The organism is Aequorivita vladivostokensis (genome assembly GCF_000952855.1).
Classification (GTDB): Bacteria; Bacteroidota; Bacteroidia; order Flavobacteriales; family Flavobacteriaceae; genus Aequorivita; species Aequorivita vladivostokensis.
This window is the reverse complement of sequence record NZ_JSVU01000002.1, coordinates 100,693-118,677: the sequence shown is the minus strand read 5'-3', so window position 1 is coordinate 118,677 and position 17,985 is coordinate 100,693. Positions and strand designations below refer to the sequence as shown.

The following is a 17,985-nucleotide window of genomic DNA, read 5'->3' as shown; positions in this document are numbered from 1 at the left end:
AGAAAATTTCTCGTCTATTATAACGATTTAGATAAAAGCAAAACGCCCAAGCTTATGGCTTAGGCGTTCCAATCAAAATTTTAAAATTTTGAATTTATCACTTTTTATATCGGTCTCGGTCAAACTCATCTCGATTGTAAAAATCGTCTTCCTGATAAGTTTTTTCGTCGGCCGGAGTGGTGTTTCGCGTATAGGAATCTAAAACGATTACCTCGTATTCGCGATTCAGCTCATCTCCTTTGCGGTAACGCTTGGTCTCAGCGAAGGTACGATGGTCAATTCCGTGGGCGAAAACAATTTTGTTGTCATTATCCAACCTGGTCATACCAATAGGTACGATTACGTGATTTTCCCCATCCTTATTAACGAATTCCCGAACATCAGCATCAGATTTTGCATAAGGGTCATGCTTGGCGTCAATAATGGTTTCATCTACTTCTATGTCTAGATATACTACTCTTTTGGCAGTTTTGTTCACTAAAAGACTATCTACTTTTCCGATCACGCGATTATCGCGATCCCGTACTTCCCAGTTGCGAACATCGGGATCGTCGCTGGCCACTTTATAGTCGGATAGTTCGTCAAGATTATATAAATGTTTTTCTTTATTTTTCATAGTTTTTCTGTTTTTATTGATTGTTTTCCATTTCATTGAACTTCTGAAGAACTCTACCCGCTTTCTCAAAGAAACTTTTGGTGTCCTCTTTTTGCTGAAGAGTAGGGGTTTGCGGATCAATTTTCTTTGCAGCGGCCTTTAGGTCTTCTACTTCCGCAGAAAGGCTTGTAAACTTTTCTTGTTGGATAGTTTCAATAGCCGTAGAAATTTCTATGGCTGCAGCTCTAATCTTGTCCGCGTGCTTCAACGATTCGGGATCGTTTGTTATCTGAAACGCATGTTCCCTAGCTTTATCGAGGTTTGCTTTTATATCAACGTTTAGATTTCTGGCTTCCGCTTCAGTGGCTGTTATTAAATGTATCAACGCGCCATTGGTATATTGGTGGTCCAATCCCATTTGCTCATTATCTATGTATTTAAAATAATTAGATACAGCTTTTTCCTTTACTACGGTTCCGTAGGTACCAGTATATAACGTTGTAGTGTCATCCGCAAACTCGTTATACGTGTCGCGCTCATCAATTTGGGTTATAGTGTCGTTGACCAAAACGTCATCATTTTCATCATAATCGGCATCACTGTAAGCCCAAAAGAAATAAATGGCGGCTAAGATGATTAGGATAACCAATATCCAGGGCCAAATAGGTTTTTTCTTTTCAATTTTAATTTCTGCCATAATTTTAAGTTTTAGAGGTTGATTAATATTCTTTCAATAAATATAATTTATACCCGGTTAGGATTGCCATAAAGAACTGTTAACTATACACTAAAGAAAATACAATTGACGTTATTGATGAATATTTATAACCCATTTGCCACAAATAGGCTTTATTTTTTGTTATTAGTTTAACGTTTCGGCTTTTTTTCTAAACAAGGATTGTTATAATTTTAGATTATGAATAAAAGAGAAGCCAAGAGCGGATTTATCTTCACAAAACACACTCCCAAAGACCAATCTCCATTTGAAAAACTTTTCGATGTTTTTCAGGAACTGATAACACACACATCGGGCGATTTCGACGAGGCTATGGACTGGTTAGAACAATTGGATGAGGAATACAATCTTACAACTGAAGATTATACCTTGGATGATTTTGTGGAAGACCTTAAAAAGAAGGGATATCTGCGGGAAGAAATAAAGGTTGACGGTTCAAACGGTTTGGCAATCACCGAAAAAACCGAGAGGGCGCTTCGGAAAAGAGCTTTGGAACAAATCTTCGGAAAGCTCCGAAAAAGCGGCGCAGGAAACCACCGAACCAAGCAAACGGGCAGGGGAGATGAACAGGCCGGCGAGTTTCGGGATTATCGTTTTGGCGATTCCCTGGAACAAATCTCGATGACCGAAAGTTTCAAAAATGCGCAGATAAATCACGGTTTGGGCGATTTCACCCTTTCCGAAAACGATTTGGTGGTTGAGGAAACCATGTACAAAACCCAAATGAGCACGGTTTTGATGATTGATATCAGCCACAGTATGATTCTTTATGGCGAAGATAGAATTACGCCGGCAAAAAAAGTGGCGATGGCGCTTTCCGAATTTATAACCACGCGCTACCCAAAAGATACCTTGGATATTTTGGTCTTCGGAAATGACGCTTGGCCCATTAAAATCAAGGATTTGCCGTATTTGAATGTTGGTCCCTATCATACCAACACCGTTGCTGGACTTGAGTTGGCGATGGATTTATTGCGAAGAAAACGCAACACAAACAAACAGATTTTTATGATAACTGACGGAAAACCGAGCTGCGTAAGGCTTCCCGACGGCAGGTATTATAAAAACAGCAACGGTCTTGACAGTTATATTGTAAACAAGTGTTACGCAATGGCATCACAAGCTCGGAAGCTTCACATCCCAATCACCACTTTTATGATTGCCGAAGACCCCTATTTGATACAGTTTGTGGAGCATTTTACAGCTGCCAATCAAGGGAAGGCATTTTACACAGGCCTGAAAGGTTTGGGCGAAATGATTTTTAGCGATTATGAAACGAATCGCAGAAAACGAATAAAATAGTAGGCTCGCGATTTATCGCGAACAATCGAGTTTCAATGGAAATATCCTTTGTGACCTTTGTGAAAAACATTGTGCCCTTTGTGGTTAAAAAATACAATTGAAAAATTATGGAAATAGAAAAAATCAAAACATTTGGCGAACTCAAAAAAGCGGGTTACGAACCGAAGTCAATCAAAGAAGAATTGCGAAGAAATTTGCTTCAAAAAATAATGAAGAAGGAAACACCCTTTGTTGGTATTCATGGGTATGAATTAACCGTAATCCCGGAACTGGAGCGCGCCATTCTTTCCAAACACAACATAAACCTGCTGGGGCTTCGCGGGCAGGCAAAAACCCGATTGGCACGGCAAATGGTCGGGCTTTTGGATGAATATATTCCTATTGTGGAGGGAAGCGAAATAAATGATGATCCCTTTAACCCTATATCGCGTTATGCAAAGAACCTGATGCACGAAAAAGGTGATGACACCCCAATCGGTTGGTTGCACCGCAACGACCGCTTTTCAGAAAAACTTGCAACGCCCGATGTTACCGTGGCGGATATCATAGGCGATGTGGACCCTATAAAAGCTGCAAACCTAAAGTTGACCTATGCCGATGACCGCGTGATTCATTTTGGAATGATTCCGCGAAGCAACCGTTGTATTTTTGTAATCAACGAATTGCCCGACTTGCAGCCGCGAATTCAGGTGGCACTTTTTAATATTTTGCAGGAAGGCGATGTTCAGATTCGTGGCTTTGCCGTGCGATTGCCGTTGGATATACAGTTTGTTTTCACCGCAAACCCCGAGGATTATACAAACCGTGGGAGCATTGTTACTCCATTGAAGGATAGAATTGGCTCCCAAATTTTGACCCACTATCCCGAGGATATCGAAACGGCCCGAACCATAACGGAACAGGAAACGGCAGAGGCCGTCAAAGCAAAAGAAAACGTTTATGTGCCCGATTTGGCAAAGGACATTTTGGAACAGATAAGTTTTGAGGCGCGCGAAAATCATTTTATCGATGCCAAAAGTGGGGTGAGCGCCCGTTTGAGTATTACTGCTTTTGAAAATCTGTTGAGCACGGCTGAGAGAAGAGCCTTGCACAATGGCGAAGAAAAAACAAGCATACGTTTAGGCGATTTCGTAGGTATCATTCCCTCCATCACTGGCAAGATTGAGTTGGTGTACGAAGGGGAACAGGAAGGCGTTTCGCAGGTCGCACAACAATTGATTGCCGATGCCGTGAACACTATTTTCAAAGAGAAATTTCCGAAGATAGAAAAGCTAACGAAAGAAAGTGACCCAGATCCGTACGCCGAAATAGTTTCCTGGTTTTTTGAGGAGAATGATTTTGAATTGCTCGATTCCTATTCCGATGAGGAATATAAGAATGAACTGGACCGAATCATTCCGTTGCAACAATTGATAGAAAAATATCATCCCGAGACTTCAAAAAAAGATAGTTATTTTTTAAAAGAAGTCGTTTTGTGGGCATTGGCCGAAAATAAAAAACTGAGTAAATTCAGTGTCGGTAATGGTTTGCACTTTAAGGATTTATACGGAAGTTATATCAGCGGACTTTAAAACTGGAAAGTTTCATCATAAAAAAACCGCCATTCTTTAAAGGAGTGGCGGTTTTTATGTTTTTCAGCGAGTATTAAATATTTGGAATCACCAATTCATCACCCGGATGGATCAGGTCTGCAGATTTCAACTTGCCTTTGTTTGCTTCGTAAATAGCGTTGTACTTATTGGCATCGCCATAGTAGTGTTTTGCAATTTTGCTTAATGATTCTCCACTCTTAACGGTGTGATGCGCAAAGGCCGAAGTGTCGGCAACTTTTATATCCGCCATTATATCGGTTGGGTTTTCACCGCCCACACGTTTTATTTCGTCCCAAAGAAGATTTTTTTCATATTGGTTTTTAGCCGTACCCCATACTTTGAGTTGGCCATTTTCCTCTTTTACATCTCCGTTTTGGATGTTTAGTTTTTCACCTAAATCCAAAACGCTTTGATACTTCGATTTAATCATTATTAAGAATTTTAAAGTTAATTTCCCTAAAGATACTATTTTATGGCTTTCAATTTCCTTATTAGCAAAACTTTAGTAATAGGGACGGTCTGTTGAGATTATCCTAAAAAATTTACAAAAAATTTAACTAAAGATTAATGTGAATTGTGAAAAAATTCCCTGCGCTTGAAATATCTTTGGTGCAAACTTTAAATCAACAAAAACTATTATGAAACTAAGAACAATCGTTATGTCTCTTGCAGTGGTTACAATGCTTTTTGCAAGCTGTGAAGACTCTAAAAAGAAAGAAGCTGAGGCTCAAGCCCAAGCAGAACAAATGCGCATGGAGCGTGAAAAAGATTCCTTGATGAAAGTTGAGGCAGATAACCAAGCGAGAATGGCCGAGATGGAAGCTAACTCAATTGCTGCAAAAGCAATGGGCAATTCAGATTTGTCAACTTTGGTTAGCGCACTTCAAGCAGCAGATTTGGCACAGACTTTAAAATCTGAAGGGGAATATACTGTATTTGCTCCTACCAACGAAGCTTTTAACAAAGTTCCAAAAGCAACTTTGGATAACCTAATGAAGCCTGAAAATAAGGAGCAACTTCAAGGTTTATTGAAGTATCACGTATTACAAGGAAAAATGAATGCCGCTGACGTTTTGGCTAAAATTAAGGAGGCCAATAACAAACTTGATGTTACTACACTTAACGGTGAAGTTTTGACTTTGTCTGAAAAAGGTGGAAAAGTAATGATTAAGGATGCAAAAGGAAATATGGCCACTGTAACAAGTGCTGATATGGATGCATCAAACGGCGTGGTACACGTTATAGATAAAGTATTGATGCCAAAAATGTAATTCAGTATTTTGAATAATTTTGAAAAGCCCCAGTTTTGGGGCTTTTTTTATATTGAGTTTTTACTGAGATAATGCAAACGCTTTAAATCCTCTTTGCCTTTAATAGGAATACTGACCCCATTTTCAATGAGTAAATTTTGCGAGCTGATGTCTAAAACGTCTTGATAGTAGTGATCAGTTATAATTATTCCTTTTTCAAATTTGAGCTTATTCAAGAGTTTTTTAATTTCGATTTTGTACAAAGGTTCAATCATAGAGAAAGGTTCATCAAGCATCAAAAAATCGTGGTTTAAATTTCCCACTAATAAAACTTCCAAATAGCGAACTTGTCCCAACGACAAATCCCTAACTTTATTAGCAGTAATTTTTGAAATCAAGGTATCGTAAAAAATGACGTCCTGTTTTTGTTCTTCTAAGAAATAGAGAGGGATGAGATCCCGAACCTTTAAATTTCTTGGCACAAAGGAATGTTGGGGTAAGTAAGCGATGCGTTCTGAGGAAATATTTTCGTGAACATTGAAAGTCTTACCGTTCATTGAAATATTGACAGAGCCTTTCTTTAGGCTGCCGAATATCATTTTTAGCAAAGTAGATTTTCCGCATCCATTTCTTCCGAAAACTCCTAAAATTTCACCAGTTTCGACCGTAAAAGAAATTTTCTTCAGGACTTCTTTTTTTCCAAAACGTATGGTTGCGCTAAGTAATTGTAAAACTTCCAAGAAAAAAACTTAAGATTAATAACATCATCGCGAAAGAAGGAACTCCTATTAATAAATTGATTAGGAATGAAACTTTTAAAAGCTGCCATTTTGTAATTCCTAGGTTGAAATAAAAATAGAATTGTTCGTTATAAAATGTTCGGAAGCCTATAAAACCAATTATCAAACCCCCAGTTATAAATAGCACAAAACCCCACAGTATCCCGAGATACAAGATACTTAAAATTGAGAATGCTACAATAAATGGGAAGATGGATTTATAAAAATGCCAATAGGCTCTATACATTTTTTTTTAATTTATAATTAATGACAACTGCATCCACCATCCATAAACCCGTGGGTTTCTTGATGCCAAGGGAAAGCTTGGTTGTATTTGTCCATCTCCCAGAAAAAGGGAAGGCGTTCTTTTGGGTTGTTACCAATTTCGTTCATGGTTTCCGCATTGTATAATCTACCGTTTACCATTACCATTTTTATGGATTCGGTGTTTTCGATATTTTCCAAGGGGTTTTTGTCCATTACGATTAAATCGGCGAGTTTTCCAACTTTTAGTGATCCAATATCTTCTCCTGCGCCAATGTATTCCGCAGAATTAATCGTAGCCGCTTTCAAGGCTTCCAAATTGGTCATCCCACCTTGTTGTAGCATCCAAGTTTCCCAATGTGCGCCGAGACCCTGCAATTGTCCGTGCGCTCCCATATTCACTTTTACACCTGCATCACTCAAATTTTTTGCAGTTTCGGAAACCAAAATGTGGCCATTTTCATATTCGTCTTGGGGTGATTTAATTCTGTGGCGCGATCGGCTGTCCACTATGCTACGTGGCATAAAGGTTAACAATTTTTCATTTTCCCAAACATTGTCGCGCTCGTAATAGTAGAACTCACCGTTCATTCCGCCGTAATTTACAATCAGGGTTGGCGTGTAGCCGGAACCGCTCTTGCCCCAAATTTCAAGAATATCCTTATAAACGGGCGCCACCGGAATGTTATGCTCAACCCCTGTGTGGCCATCAATAACCTGAGTTATATTGTGATAAAAAGTGGAACCACCTTCTGGCACCACATTTATACCCATCTCGCGGGCTGCCTGCAATACTTGTTGACGCTGGTCGCGGCGGGGCTGGTTATAGCTTTTTACGCTTTTTGCCCCAAAGGCTTTGGTACGGCGAATACTGCTGCGGGCATCTTCCAAGCTGTTGATAACTGCCTTAAAATCGCCATCGGCGCCATAGAGAATGAAGCCTGTTGAAAACAACCGAGGCCCCACCAATTGTCCGCTTTTTTGAAGTTCAGAAAGGGTAAATACCGTTTCTGTATTTGCCGAAGGATCGTGCGAAGTGGTTACTCCGAAAGCCAAATTTGCCATAAAAGGCCAATATTGCTGCGTGGGCAAACCATAGCGGAAAGCGCCCACGTGGGCATGCGCATCAACCATGCCGGGCATGATGGTTTTTCCTTCTGAAGAGTAAACTTTTGTGCCAGAGGGAACGGAAACTCTATCGGTTGCGCCAATGGATTCTATTTTATTTCCGTTAATTACGATAGTTCCATTTTCAATAACTTCATCGTTTTCCATCGTAATAATTCGGGCATTGGTGAAGGCAATCCTTCCCCTGGGTTTATCCACCGAGGCTTGGAGTCCGATTTTTGTTCCGGTTAAAGTTATTTCCGGCACTTCTTCCGGAGAGCCTTTTAAAAACGTAAACCTGTTCTTCAATTCGTTACTGAAATATTCATCGCCCAAGGTCCACATCACTTTTTGGCTGTTCGGCGACCAATGAATGTTTATACCAGCATCCTTCGCAAGTTGCGAAACGGGCAGGGCCTTGGTTTTGTCGTCCAAGTCAACAGTCTGTCCGTTCAGTACCAAAGGTGCCACAAACAATTTATGAAGATTTGTAAAGGCAATCCATTCGTTATCGGGGCTGGGAATCAATCTATTTGCATATTTTGAAGTAACGTGGGTTTTCTCATCATTTCCCGAAAGGTTAACACTGATGAGTTTTTTCTCAATATCTCCAAAATAGGTTCCGCCGGTCTGCAGAAAAATCCGTTTTCCGTCATTGCTGAACATAGGGTATTCTCCTTTATCGACTACAAATTTTTCATTGCTTCCATCGGAATTCATTACATAAATGCCATCATTTTTCGTAAAAGTAAAACCTTGGTCGGTGTTTCCTTTTTCTTTTTTGAAGGTAATAAATGCGCCATTTTGCGAGTAGGAAGGGGTTCTGTAAATACCTTTTTCAGCGGTAAGTTTTACGGAAGTTCCGCCATTTGCGCCAATTTTACGGATAGCGCCTTTTTCCAAATCGTTCCAAGTAACATATACTATTTCGGAACCGTTGGGGGAGAAGGCAGGCTCAAATTCAAAATCAGTACTGTTCGTCAATCGTTGCGGTTCGCCATTGGGCAAGGATTTCTTATATAAATGTCCCAAGGCACTGAAGACGATATATTCCCCATTTGGCGAGGTAACGGCGTGGCGAATCATTTTTGGCGTGAAAGTTTCGGTCTCAATTTTATTGTTGAAATGTACCGTTTCAGCCAAATCTATCTTTACGTTTGCCGTAAAGGGAATATTGTTCACTGCCAGGAAATTCACATCAATTTTGTTGATTTTTCCACCACTCCAAAAAACGATTTCTTTGTTGTTTGGCATCCAACTAAAATTTGGATAAACGCCAAAAAGCGCCCAAGCTTCCTGTTGGTCTTTGTTCAGTTTATCGTAAATGGGCCATTCTTGGCCAGTTTCCAAATCGTGGATATAAAGCACGCTTTTTGTGCGTACCCTTTTAACGAATGCTAATTTCTTTCCATCGCGTGAAATTGTCGGTCTCGCGGCACCGCCCGGTCCGCCCGTAATAGTTTCGGTTTTTCCAGTTTCAAACTCGTAACGTTTTATCACATAAATTTGATCGTTTGGATCTTTGTTGTATTGAAAAAAGCCGCCCGGATACATATCCTCACTGTAATAAAGATATTTTCCGTCGGGGGAAACAAAAGGTTCGTTTACGTCCTGCTGGTCGTTTTTTCGTTTTGTGAGCTGTAAACCCGTCCCGCCCGATTTGTGGTATTGCCACATTTCGCCTGCGCCCAGACTTCTGCCCGAGGTGAAATGTTTACGCGCAATTAAATAATTGCCGTCCGCACTCCACACGGCATTGTTCAACAGGCGAAAATCTTCCTTGGTAACTTGTTTTGCATCGCTTCCATCGGCGTTCATTACCCAAATATTATCGCCGCCGCCAGCATCGCTGGTAAACGAAATTTTTGTGCCGTCGGGGCTGAATCTAGGTTGGATTTCAAAAGGAATGCCCGTTCTGATTGCTTTGGCAGTTCCTCCCGAAATGGGCACGGTATAAATATCGCCAAGCATATCAAAAACAATGGTTTTGCCATCGGGACTTACGTCCAGGTTCATCCAAGTGCCTTCATCTGTAGTAAAGGAATGGGTTTTATAATTGAAATCCTTTCCGGGATTGGCAACTTCCCACTTTGGGTCTTCTTTTTCCTTTTCTTTTTTATTTTTCTTCTGTGCCGTAAGTGTTAAGCTAAGAGCACATAGTAGGAGCGTGGGGAATAATTTCTTCATTTTTTTTTAATTAAACGGGGTAATAATTATTATTTAAGATTTTCAGAATTTACATAAAAATCTTTTTTGATTTGAAAGGTTTCAATAGGTTGCGCAAATGTTTTCGTTTTCCATTCCGAAGTGGGAAAAATCCATTCCTCTTTGTCGTTGACTATCGCTATTACGGGCACGTCGAAATTTTCAACTGTGTTGGCGTACCGAAATTTTAAATCATTTCCTTTAATACTGTATTCCACTTTTGGAATTTTAGTTGTCCGTAAATATTGGTTCCAAAATGCTGTGAGATCAATACCGCTTTCTTTTGAAATATATTCCTCGATTTGCCTGGAAGTAACGGTTTGGTGGTAGAACTGTTTATTCAAACCACGCAAGATACTTCGCCATTTTTCGTCATTTTCAATAAGTTGCCTTACGGTATGCAGAATGTTTGCGCCTTTGTAGTACATATCACCGCTGCCGGAATTGTCAACATTGTAAACCCCGATGATTGGGCGATCGTTTGAAATATTATTTCGGGTACCCAGTACATACTCCGAGGAAGCTATTTTTCCGAAGAAATAATCCAGGTACAAATTTTCTGAATAGGCCGTAAATCCTTCGTGGATCCACATATCGGCCACATCCTTATTGGTGATGTTGTTTGCAAACCATTCGTGCCCGCTTTCGTGTATGATTATAAAATCGAACTTCAGGCCCCAGCCCGTGCCGGAGAGGTCGCGGCCCAAATAGCCATTTTCAAAATTGTTGCCGTAAGTCACGCTGCTTTGGTGCTCCATTCCCAAATATGGGGCTTCCACCAGCTTGTAGCCGTCTTCGTAAAAAGGATAGGGGCCAAACCAGTGCTCAAAAGCTTCCATCATCATCGGCGCCTGTTTGAATTGCTCTTTCGCCTTCGCCTCATTTTCCCGAAGTACGTAATAATCCATATCTAGCGGACCTTTTTCGCCTTTGTACTTTTCGCCCCAATGTACATAATCGCCAATATTGATGTCCACGCCATAAGCGTTTATGGGGTTTACCACTTGCCATACCCAGGTTTTTGTAGTATCGGTTTCAATTACTTTAATTAATCTTCCGTTGCTAATGTCCATCAAATCCTTTGGAGTTGTTACCGAAATGGTAACCCCATTATCGGGCTCTTCGGAAGGATGGTCCTTCAACGGCCACCAAACGCTGGAGCCGATTCCTTGGTTGCTCGTTGCAATAAAAGGCTTGCCATTGCTGTCTTTGGTCCAAGTGAAACCGCCGTCCCACGGTGGGCGCTTGGCTTCTATAGGTTTCCCAGAAAAATAAATCGTTATTTTTTCTTCTTTCCCTTTTTTCTGTTTTTTTTGAAGTTTTAAAAAATGGGCATTTCCTTCGGAAGTATAAAAAATCTCTTTTCCGTCTTGGAGTATTTTATCAATCTTCATCGGTGCTTGCAGGTCAATCTGCATAACCTCCTTTGGCTCCAAAACTTTATAGGAAATGGTATTGCTGCCCTCAATGGTTTTTTCGGAGGGATTCACCTTTACCTTTAAATGGTAATGGGTAACATCCCACCAAGCACGCTCGGGGGTGATGCTTCCTATGAGTGTATCGGCGCGGGTGAACTTCTTTTGGGGAAAAACTGAAGTAACCCCTAGAAAACAGATTGAAATAAATAATAATTTTTTAAACATAATAATTTTATTAAATCACATCCCGATAGCTATCGGGACACAAATCACAAATCACAAATCTCAAATCACGAATAACGATATCCCTGTTTTTATCTTGATTTCCTTTTTTCTACAATTGCGGAAAAAATCTTTTTTAACTCATCCGCTTCATTTATTAATTCGACCAACTTAATAGAATGTTGGTTATTAAATTCATTTTGTAACAATTTTAACCAAAGAAGCGATTCTTTTGCTTCCTTCCGGCATATTTTTATTCTAAAATCAAAATCTTTATCACTTATATGTTCATTGGATTCTATATAATTGGCAGCAACTGATCCTGAAGACCGGATTAACTGCTTGCCATCCTCAATGTTTGCTATACTTTTTTGAAGCGAATAGATTAAATTCCGAGCTGATTTTGCAAACAAAAAGGTTCTAAGTTACAAATCATAAGGTTTTTCCATAAATAAACTTTTTCAATCCTTTTTACGGTTTGTGATTTGAGATTTGCTTGTTGAGATTTCTATCTAAATACTGAATTTGGAAACACAACAACGCTTTCAAAACCATATTTTCCAACGGAAGCTACTCCGAAAAAATAGTTGTCAATCACAATACCTTCCAAGGTAAATTCTGAAACATCGCCTACGTATCGGCTGTGGTCCCAAGTTGGACTTGTGGTATCGCGCCAATAAATTTTATAACCCACTGCGCCATCTACCTTATCCCATTTCAGCTTTGCGGAAGGCTCTACAATGCCGCCAATGGCAACGTTTGTTGGCGCAGGGGGCGCCCACGCAAGACTGGCCAGATTTATGGCGTTCACGGCTGTGAGCTTGGCGGCGTAATCGAAGTTTACAAATTTCAGTTTATCGCCGTATTCTATTCCGTTTTCAGTGCGGATGTCTTGGTGCTGCTGATTGTAATTTTCGTGGGCTTCCATAATACGGATTCCGGCCCAGCCTAAATCGTTAAAGGGACGATGGTGGCCGCCGCGACCAAAACGGTCCAATCTATAAATCATCATTGGGTTCATTTCCGGCATATATGTCTGCGTAGTCTTAAAAACGTAACGGGCAAGTTGGCGCGAAATACCATCTACCTCGCCACCGTAAAAGCGCCGCATTTGTCGCTCGCGTTCTGTTTCGGTGGGAGGAACGGGCTCGCTGAAAACCCTAAAATCGCGATTGCTGATTACACCATTTACACCTTCAATATTGCCGATCATATCGTTATTTAAAACGCCGATTATTTCCCAACCTTGTGCTTTTGCATACTCTGCAAAGCCTTTTCCGCCGAAAAGCCCCTGTTCTTCGCCGCTCAATCCTAAATAAACAATACTGCTTTCAAACTTGTGTTTTGAAAGAACACGGACGGCTTCAATAGCTCCGGCCATACCGCTGGCGTTGTCGTTGGCGCCGGGCGCATCTTTTGTGAAATCGCTGCCGTCGCTGTTTCGGGAGTCAATATCGCCACTCATAATGATGTAACGGTTGGGGTATTTTGTTCCTTTTTGAACAGCAGCCACGTTTACAATCCAAGTATCTTGGGGAACGCGGTCGTTCCCTTCGGCTTTTATAAAGTCTTTTTGATAGAAGACATCAAGGCAATTGTTGCAATCTTTTGAAATAGCTTCAAATTCACCTTTAATCCATCGTCTTGCTGCACCAATTCCGCGAGTGTTGCTAATTGTATCACTAAAAGTATTTCGAGTGCCGAAATTTGCAAGCGTGGTGATATCTGCCTTAATCCTTTCAGAAGAAACAGCGTTTATTATGTCGTAAATTCTTTGATCGGTCTGTGAAAAACAGGAAAAGGTAAAACAAACTATAATGAAGGAAACAAAACTTTTCATTGGGAAAGTAATTTTGTTTAAAAATACCAAAAAGAACGAAGAACCTACTAAAACTTTTTGAGAATGTAAAAATGAAACTATTTAGATTCAGTCACTATAGCGAGCTTCTTGCCATTTGGGCTGATGGCCATACGGGTAATATTCTTTAAGCCATAATCCTCAAGGGAGGCAACTCGTGTCCATTCCGACTCACCTAACGTATCGTACATATAGAGTTTGTTTCCGCTTCCAACTAAAATTTGAGTATCGTTTATCCAAACATAATCCTGAATGCCAATGGGCAATTGGGTTACGAAAAAGTTTTCATAGGAATTCATATCCAAGAGGTAAAGGTCCAGATTTCCTTCCTCGTTTATCAAGGAATAACTCATTGAATTGGTTTTTGGGACTTTTTGAAGGGAACGTCCTGCATTATAAAACAATGTGTCTGTTTTTTTTGATTGCAAATCTATTAACACCAAATTCATTTTGTCGCTGTCCAATACTGTTGCAAGTATTTTTTCATCATTGTAAAAAGCAAAATATGCTATTTGTAAATCTTTGATTAATTCAGTTGATTTTCCTGTTTGTGAATCATACCTATACAATCTTTGAAAACCATTTTTGTCAAGTCGAACGGCTGCAACATCATTGATAGTAGGAAATGTTTGAGGAGAATACTCGCCGCCATCGGTTTTTTGATTGAACCATTTTTTTGATTTGGTATTCAGGCTATATTCTACAATATCGGTTTGACCTTCATTGTTTCCTGCAAAAACAAGGGTTTCATTAGCGATGAAAGAAGGTTGGTTGTTGTAACCTTTGTTGTTTGAAATGTTTTGGATATTTAACAATTCCAGCCCTTCATAAGCTGGACGAATATCAAAAACATACACTTCAGTATTGGTTTGTGCGAAAGTGAGATAAGTAGTGAATATGATTGATAGGAAAAGGAGCTTCTTCATTATAAATTGTTTTTTTAAAAATAGCAAACTTCGAACCAAAATACTGCTAAAAATAAAACCGCCTCATTTCTGAAGCGGTTTTAAGAATAATTTATCAATTAATTTAAAACGGATAATTGTTTTCCGAAATAACCTTATGTGCAATTGTTCTACGCAATTCGCCAATGTTTGGCATATTTTGATATTTCGTAAAACGTTTAAGACCCATCAGCATCGCCCGTTGTTCATCCCCTTCAGCAAAAGAAAGAATGGCTTCCTTAGCTTTCACGGTAATTATATCAACGGCGTGGTAAAGGTACAATTGCGACATCGCAATTTGTTCCTTTTGCGAATCCTCACCGAAGCGTTTCGCGTTCTTTTCAGTACGTAGGATTGCGCTTTCAGCCATATAAATTTCAATCAAAATATCTGCCGCTGCCATTAGCGTTTGCTGATGTTCCTCCAGTTCAGTGCCGTATTTTTGAACGGCGCTTCCGGCAACCATTAAGAATACTTTTTTCAGTTTGGCGATCATCGCTTTTTCCTCTGAAAGCAATTCCGAAAAATCGGGCGTTTCAAAAGAAGGGATTCCCATTAATTCTGCGGCTACTGCCTGTGCGGGGTTCAGAAGATCTACGTGACCTTTCATTGCTTTTTTCACCAACATTCCCACTGCCAGCATACGGTTGATTTCATTTGTTCCTTCGTAAATACGGGCAATACGGGCATCGCGCCAGGCAGATTCCATTGGGGTATCTGCGCTGTAGCCCATTCCGCCGTAAATCTGGATACCTTCATCGCTACAGTTTTGAATGTCTTCGGAAACTGCAACCTTCAGGATGGAACACTCAATGGCATATTCTTCTACACCTTTTAATTCAGCTTCTTGGTGGCTGTTGCCAGCTTTCACGCGAAGTGCGATTCGGTCCTCAATATTCTTTCCGGCCCGGTAACTGGCACTTTCACCCACATACGCACTGGTTGCCATTTCGGCCAATTTCAGTTTTATTGCCCCAAAAGATGAAATGGGCACATTGAATTGAATTCGCTCATTTGCGTACTGAACAGCATTTGCTATTACACGGCGTTGTGCGTCAAGACTAGCCGCGGCAAGTTTTATTCTCCCTACGTTCAGGGCGTTCATTGCAATTTTAAACCCTTCACCGCGTTCGCCCAACATATTTTCAACAGGAACTTTTGTATCACTGAAGAAAACCTGACGGGTAGAGGAGGAGTGGATTCCGAGTTTCTTTTCTTCCTCGCCCATTGAGATTCCGTTTTCGGGATCATTTTCAACAATAAAGCCTGTTATGTATTTATCATCTTCAATTCGTGCAAAAACAATCATGGTATGACAAAAACCTGAATTTGAGATCCACATTTTCTGCCCGCTGATTTTGTAATATTTTCCGTCTTCGGAAAGTACTGCTTTGGTTTTACCACTATTGGCATCACTTCCCGCACCCGGTTCTGTTAGGGCATAAGCGCCAAACCATTCGCCCGTGGCGAGTTTTGGGACGTATTTTTTCTTTTGCTCCTCGGTGCCGTAAAGTGTAATGGGCAACGTACCGATACCAGTATGCGCGCCAAAGGCCGTAGCCACAGAGCCCGTTGCGCCGGATATGTAGTCACAAACAAGCATCGTGGTAACGAAGCCCATTCCAAGGCCGCCATATTCTTCGGGCACTGCCACACCAAGCAAGCCCATTTCGCCGGCCTTACGCATAATTTCCTCCGTTAGCGCATAGTTTTTATGCTCAAATTCTTCTTTTTTCGGCCATATTTCACGATCTACAAATTCCTTCACGGAATCGCGCATCATTTTTTGCTCTTCGGAAAAATCTTCAGGGGTGAAGACGTCGTCGGCTTTTGTTTCCTTTACGAGAAATTGTCCTCCTCGAAGCAATTCGTTATTTTTTGTTTCAGTTTCCATATTGTTATAGATGTTAGATATTAGATGTGAGACATGAGATATCCCAATCATCCTTTTGCATTTGTTTAATTACTTGTCTATTGTCTCAAATCTCCTGTCTCATGTCTACTTAAGTGTTATAGATGTTAGATATTAGATGTGAGACATGAGATATCCCAATCATCTTTTTGCATTTGTTTAATTACTTATCTATAGTCTCAAATCTCCCGTCTCATGTCTATTTAAGGAATTCATAAACCCCAGCAGCCCCTTGCCCAGTCCCCACGCACATAGTCACCATTCCATACTTTCCTTGGAGGTTTCGTTTGCGCATTTCATCAAAAAGTTGGACGGAGAGTTTTGCGCCGGTACAGCCCAGTGGGTGGCCCAAAGCAATGGCACCGCCGTTTACGTTTACTCGTTCCTTATCCAATCCGAGTTCGCGGATTACTGCTAACGACTGTGAGGCAAAAGCTTCGTTTAATTCTATGAGTTCCATTTGATCTTGCTTCATTCCTGCTTGTTTTAAAGCCTTTGGAATAGCGTAAACCGGACCAATTCCCATAATGCTTGGCTCCACGCCAACAGCAGCAAAGCTTACCAATCTGGCAATAGGTTCCAGGTTGAGTTCCTTTACCATTTCTTCGCTCATAATAACGGCAAACGCAGCGCCATCGCTCATTTGCGATGAGTTTCCAGCCGTAACGCTTCCGCCTTGGGCAAAAACGGGGCGAAGTTTAGAAAGCGCTTCAATGTTTGTTCCTTTTCGTGGGCCTTCGTCTTTATTAACTGTGTATTTTTCAGTTACTTTTTTGCCTGAATCGTTTACGAAAGTGTGCTCTACTTCAATGGGAACTATTTGATCCTGAAAACGATTTTCATCCTGCGCTTTTAATGCGCGCATTTGACTTGTGTAAGCAAACTCATCTTGGTCCTCACGGGAAACTTTGTATTTTTTGGCAACTGCTTCCGCAGTCAATCCCATATTCCAGTAATAATCTTCGTGGCCTTCTTTTGCCAATTTATAATCTGGAACAGGTTTGTAACCACCCATTGGGATGTAACTCATACTTTCTGCACCACCTGCAATGATGCAATCTGCCATTCCCGTTTGGATTTTGGCCGCAGCAATTGAAATGGTTTCCAGGCCAGAAGCGCAATAACGGTTAACCGTCATTCCGGGAATGTCCACTATATCCAACCCCATTAACGAGATCAATCTACCCATATTGAGGCCTTGCTCGGCTTCGGGCATGGCATTACCCACGATTACGTCATCAATTCGTTTTTTGTCGAGTTGCGGCAATTCGTTCATTATATATTTAATGGTTTCCGCGGCCAGTTCATCCGGTCTTTTAAAACGGAAAACTCCGCGAGGCGCTTTGCCCACTGCGGTTCGGTATGCTTTTACTATATATGCTGTTCTCATAATAGATTTTAGATTTTAGACGTGAGATTTTAGACTTTTTAAATTTTCTTTGAAAATTTCAGTATCAAGGCATAATTCATTTTCTGTATCTCAATTAATTCATTTAAAATAGGTTTTACTTTGTTTTCTGAAACTAATTCTAGCCGATGGGATAAAATTAGTTGGGTAAAAAGTTCGTTTGAAGAACCGCTTGCAATAACCAAAAAGTTTTTAAACTCTCCATCTGTATTTCTTCCTGCTCCTTCTGCAATATTTGAAGGAATTGAAACAGCACTTCTTCTTATCTGGCTTGTTAAGCCATATTTTTCCTCTTTGGGAAACTCGGCCGAAAGTCGATATGTCTGTTCTGTAATATCCATCGATTTTTGCCAAATTTTTAATTCTTGAAAGTTGTGCATATTTATAGATTTT

Annotated in this window: 15 protein-coding genes; 3 read left to right on the top strand and 12 right to left on the bottom strand. The window is 40.5% G+C overall.

Annotation, left to right across the window (positions count from 1 at the left end; genetic code table 11):
* Positions 1–97: 97 nt before the first annotated feature.
* Positions 98–616 (bottom strand): PRC-barrel domain-containing protein, encoded by a 519-nt coding sequence (locus tag MB09_RS03265; RefSeq protein ID WP_045079765.1) that lies wholly within the window; start codon positions 614–616, stop codon positions 98–100.
* Between the two features lie 13 nt (positions 617–629).
* Positions 630–1,292: a hypothetical protein gene (locus MB09_RS03260; protein WP_045079456.1), complete on the bottom strand. Its 663-nt coding sequence runs from the start codon at positions 1,290–1,292 to the stop codon at positions 630–632.
* Positions 1,293–1,511: 219 nt separating this feature from the next.
* Here MB09_RS03260 and MB09_RS03255 point away from each other — a divergent pair, with 219 nt between their 5' ends.
* Positions 1,512–2,633 carry a vWA domain-containing protein gene (locus MB09_RS03255; protein WP_045079455.1) on the top strand — a complete coding sequence of 374 codons (1,122 nt, stop codon included), beginning with the start codon at positions 1,512–1,514 and terminating at the stop codon, positions 2,631–2,633.
* A 107-nt stretch (positions 2,634–2,740) separates the two neighbouring features.
* Positions 2,741–4,204 (top strand): MoxR family ATPase, encoded by a 1,464-nt coding sequence (locus MB09_RS03250; RefSeq protein WP_045079454.1) that lies wholly within the window; start codon positions 2,741–2,743, stop codon positions 4,202–4,204.
* A gap of 73 nt (positions 4,205–4,277) precedes the next feature.
* Here MB09_RS03250 and MB09_RS03245 read toward each other — a convergent pair whose 3' ends face one another.
* Positions 4,278–4,655 (bottom strand): LysM peptidoglycan-binding domain-containing protein, encoded by a 378-nt coding sequence (locus MB09_RS03245; RefSeq protein WP_062621057.1) that lies wholly within the window; start codon positions 4,653–4,655, stop codon positions 4,278–4,280.
* Positions 4,656–4,863: 208 nt separating this feature from the next.
* Between MB09_RS03245 and MB09_RS03240 the strand changes: the two genes are divergently transcribed.
* Positions 4,864–5,496 carry a fasciclin domain-containing protein gene (locus MB09_RS03240; protein ID WP_045079452.1) on the top strand — a complete coding sequence of 211 codons (633 nt, stop codon included), beginning with the start codon at positions 4,864–4,866 and terminating at the stop codon, positions 5,494–5,496.
* 47 nt (positions 5,497–5,543) lie between these two features.
* Here the strand turns inward: MB09_RS03240 and MB09_RS03235 are convergent, their stop codons facing one another.
* The 9 genes from MB09_RS03235 to MB09_RS03190 form a co-directional block, all read right to left on the bottom strand.
* Positions 5,544–6,215 (bottom strand): ATP-binding cassette domain-containing protein, encoded by a 672-nt coding sequence (locus MB09_RS03235; protein WP_045079451.1) that lies wholly within the window; start codon positions 6,213–6,215, stop codon positions 5,544–5,546.
* 303 nt (positions 6,216–6,518) lie between these two features.
* Positions 6,519–9,812 (bottom strand): amidohydrolase family protein, encoded by a 3,294-nt coding sequence (locus MB09_RS03225; RefSeq protein ID WP_045079449.1) that lies wholly within the window; start codon positions 9,810–9,812, stop codon positions 6,519–6,521.
* Positions 9,813–9,841: 29 nt separating this feature from the next.
* Complete coding sequence (locus MB09_RS03220; protein WP_045079448.1) at positions 9,842–11,473, bottom strand: M1 family metallopeptidase; 1,632 nt, start codon at positions 11,471–11,473, stop codon at positions 9,842–9,844.
* Positions 11,474–11,562: 89 nt separating this feature from the next.
* Positions 11,563–11,883, bottom strand: a complete 321-nt coding sequence (locus MB09_RS03215; RefSeq protein ID WP_240484798.1) for a four helix bundle protein — start codon at positions 11,881–11,883, stop codon at positions 11,563–11,565.
* Between the two features lie 95 nt (positions 11,884–11,978).
* Positions 11,979–13,310, bottom strand: coding sequence for a M28 family peptidase (locus tag MB09_RS03210; RefSeq protein ID WP_045079447.1), 1,332 nt, complete (start codon positions 13,308–13,310; stop codon positions 11,979–11,981).
* A 77-nt stretch (positions 13,311–13,387) separates the two neighbouring features.
* Positions 13,388–14,254, bottom strand: coding sequence for a TolB-like translocation protein (locus tag MB09_RS03205; protein WP_045079446.1), 867 nt, complete (start codon positions 14,252–14,254; stop codon positions 13,388–13,390).
* Between the two features lie 103 nt (positions 14,255–14,357).
* The gene (locus MB09_RS03200) at positions 14,358–16,166 is read right to left on the bottom strand and encodes an acyl-CoA dehydrogenase family protein (RefSeq protein ID WP_045079445.1); all 1,809 of its coding nucleotides are present in this window, start codon (positions 16,164–16,166) and stop codon (positions 14,358–14,360) included.
* Positions 16,167–16,383: 217 nt separating this feature from the next.
* A complete protein-coding gene (locus MB09_RS03195; protein ID WP_045079444.1) occupies positions 16,384–17,574 on the bottom strand; it encodes an acetyl-CoA C-acyltransferase in 1,191 nt (396 codons plus the stop codon).
* 38 nt (positions 17,575–17,612) lie between these two features.
* Complete coding sequence (locus tag MB09_RS03190; protein WP_045079443.1) at positions 17,613–17,972, bottom strand: four helix bundle protein; 360 nt, start codon at positions 17,970–17,972, stop codon at positions 17,613–17,615.
* Positions 17,973–17,985 lie beyond the last annotated feature (13 nt).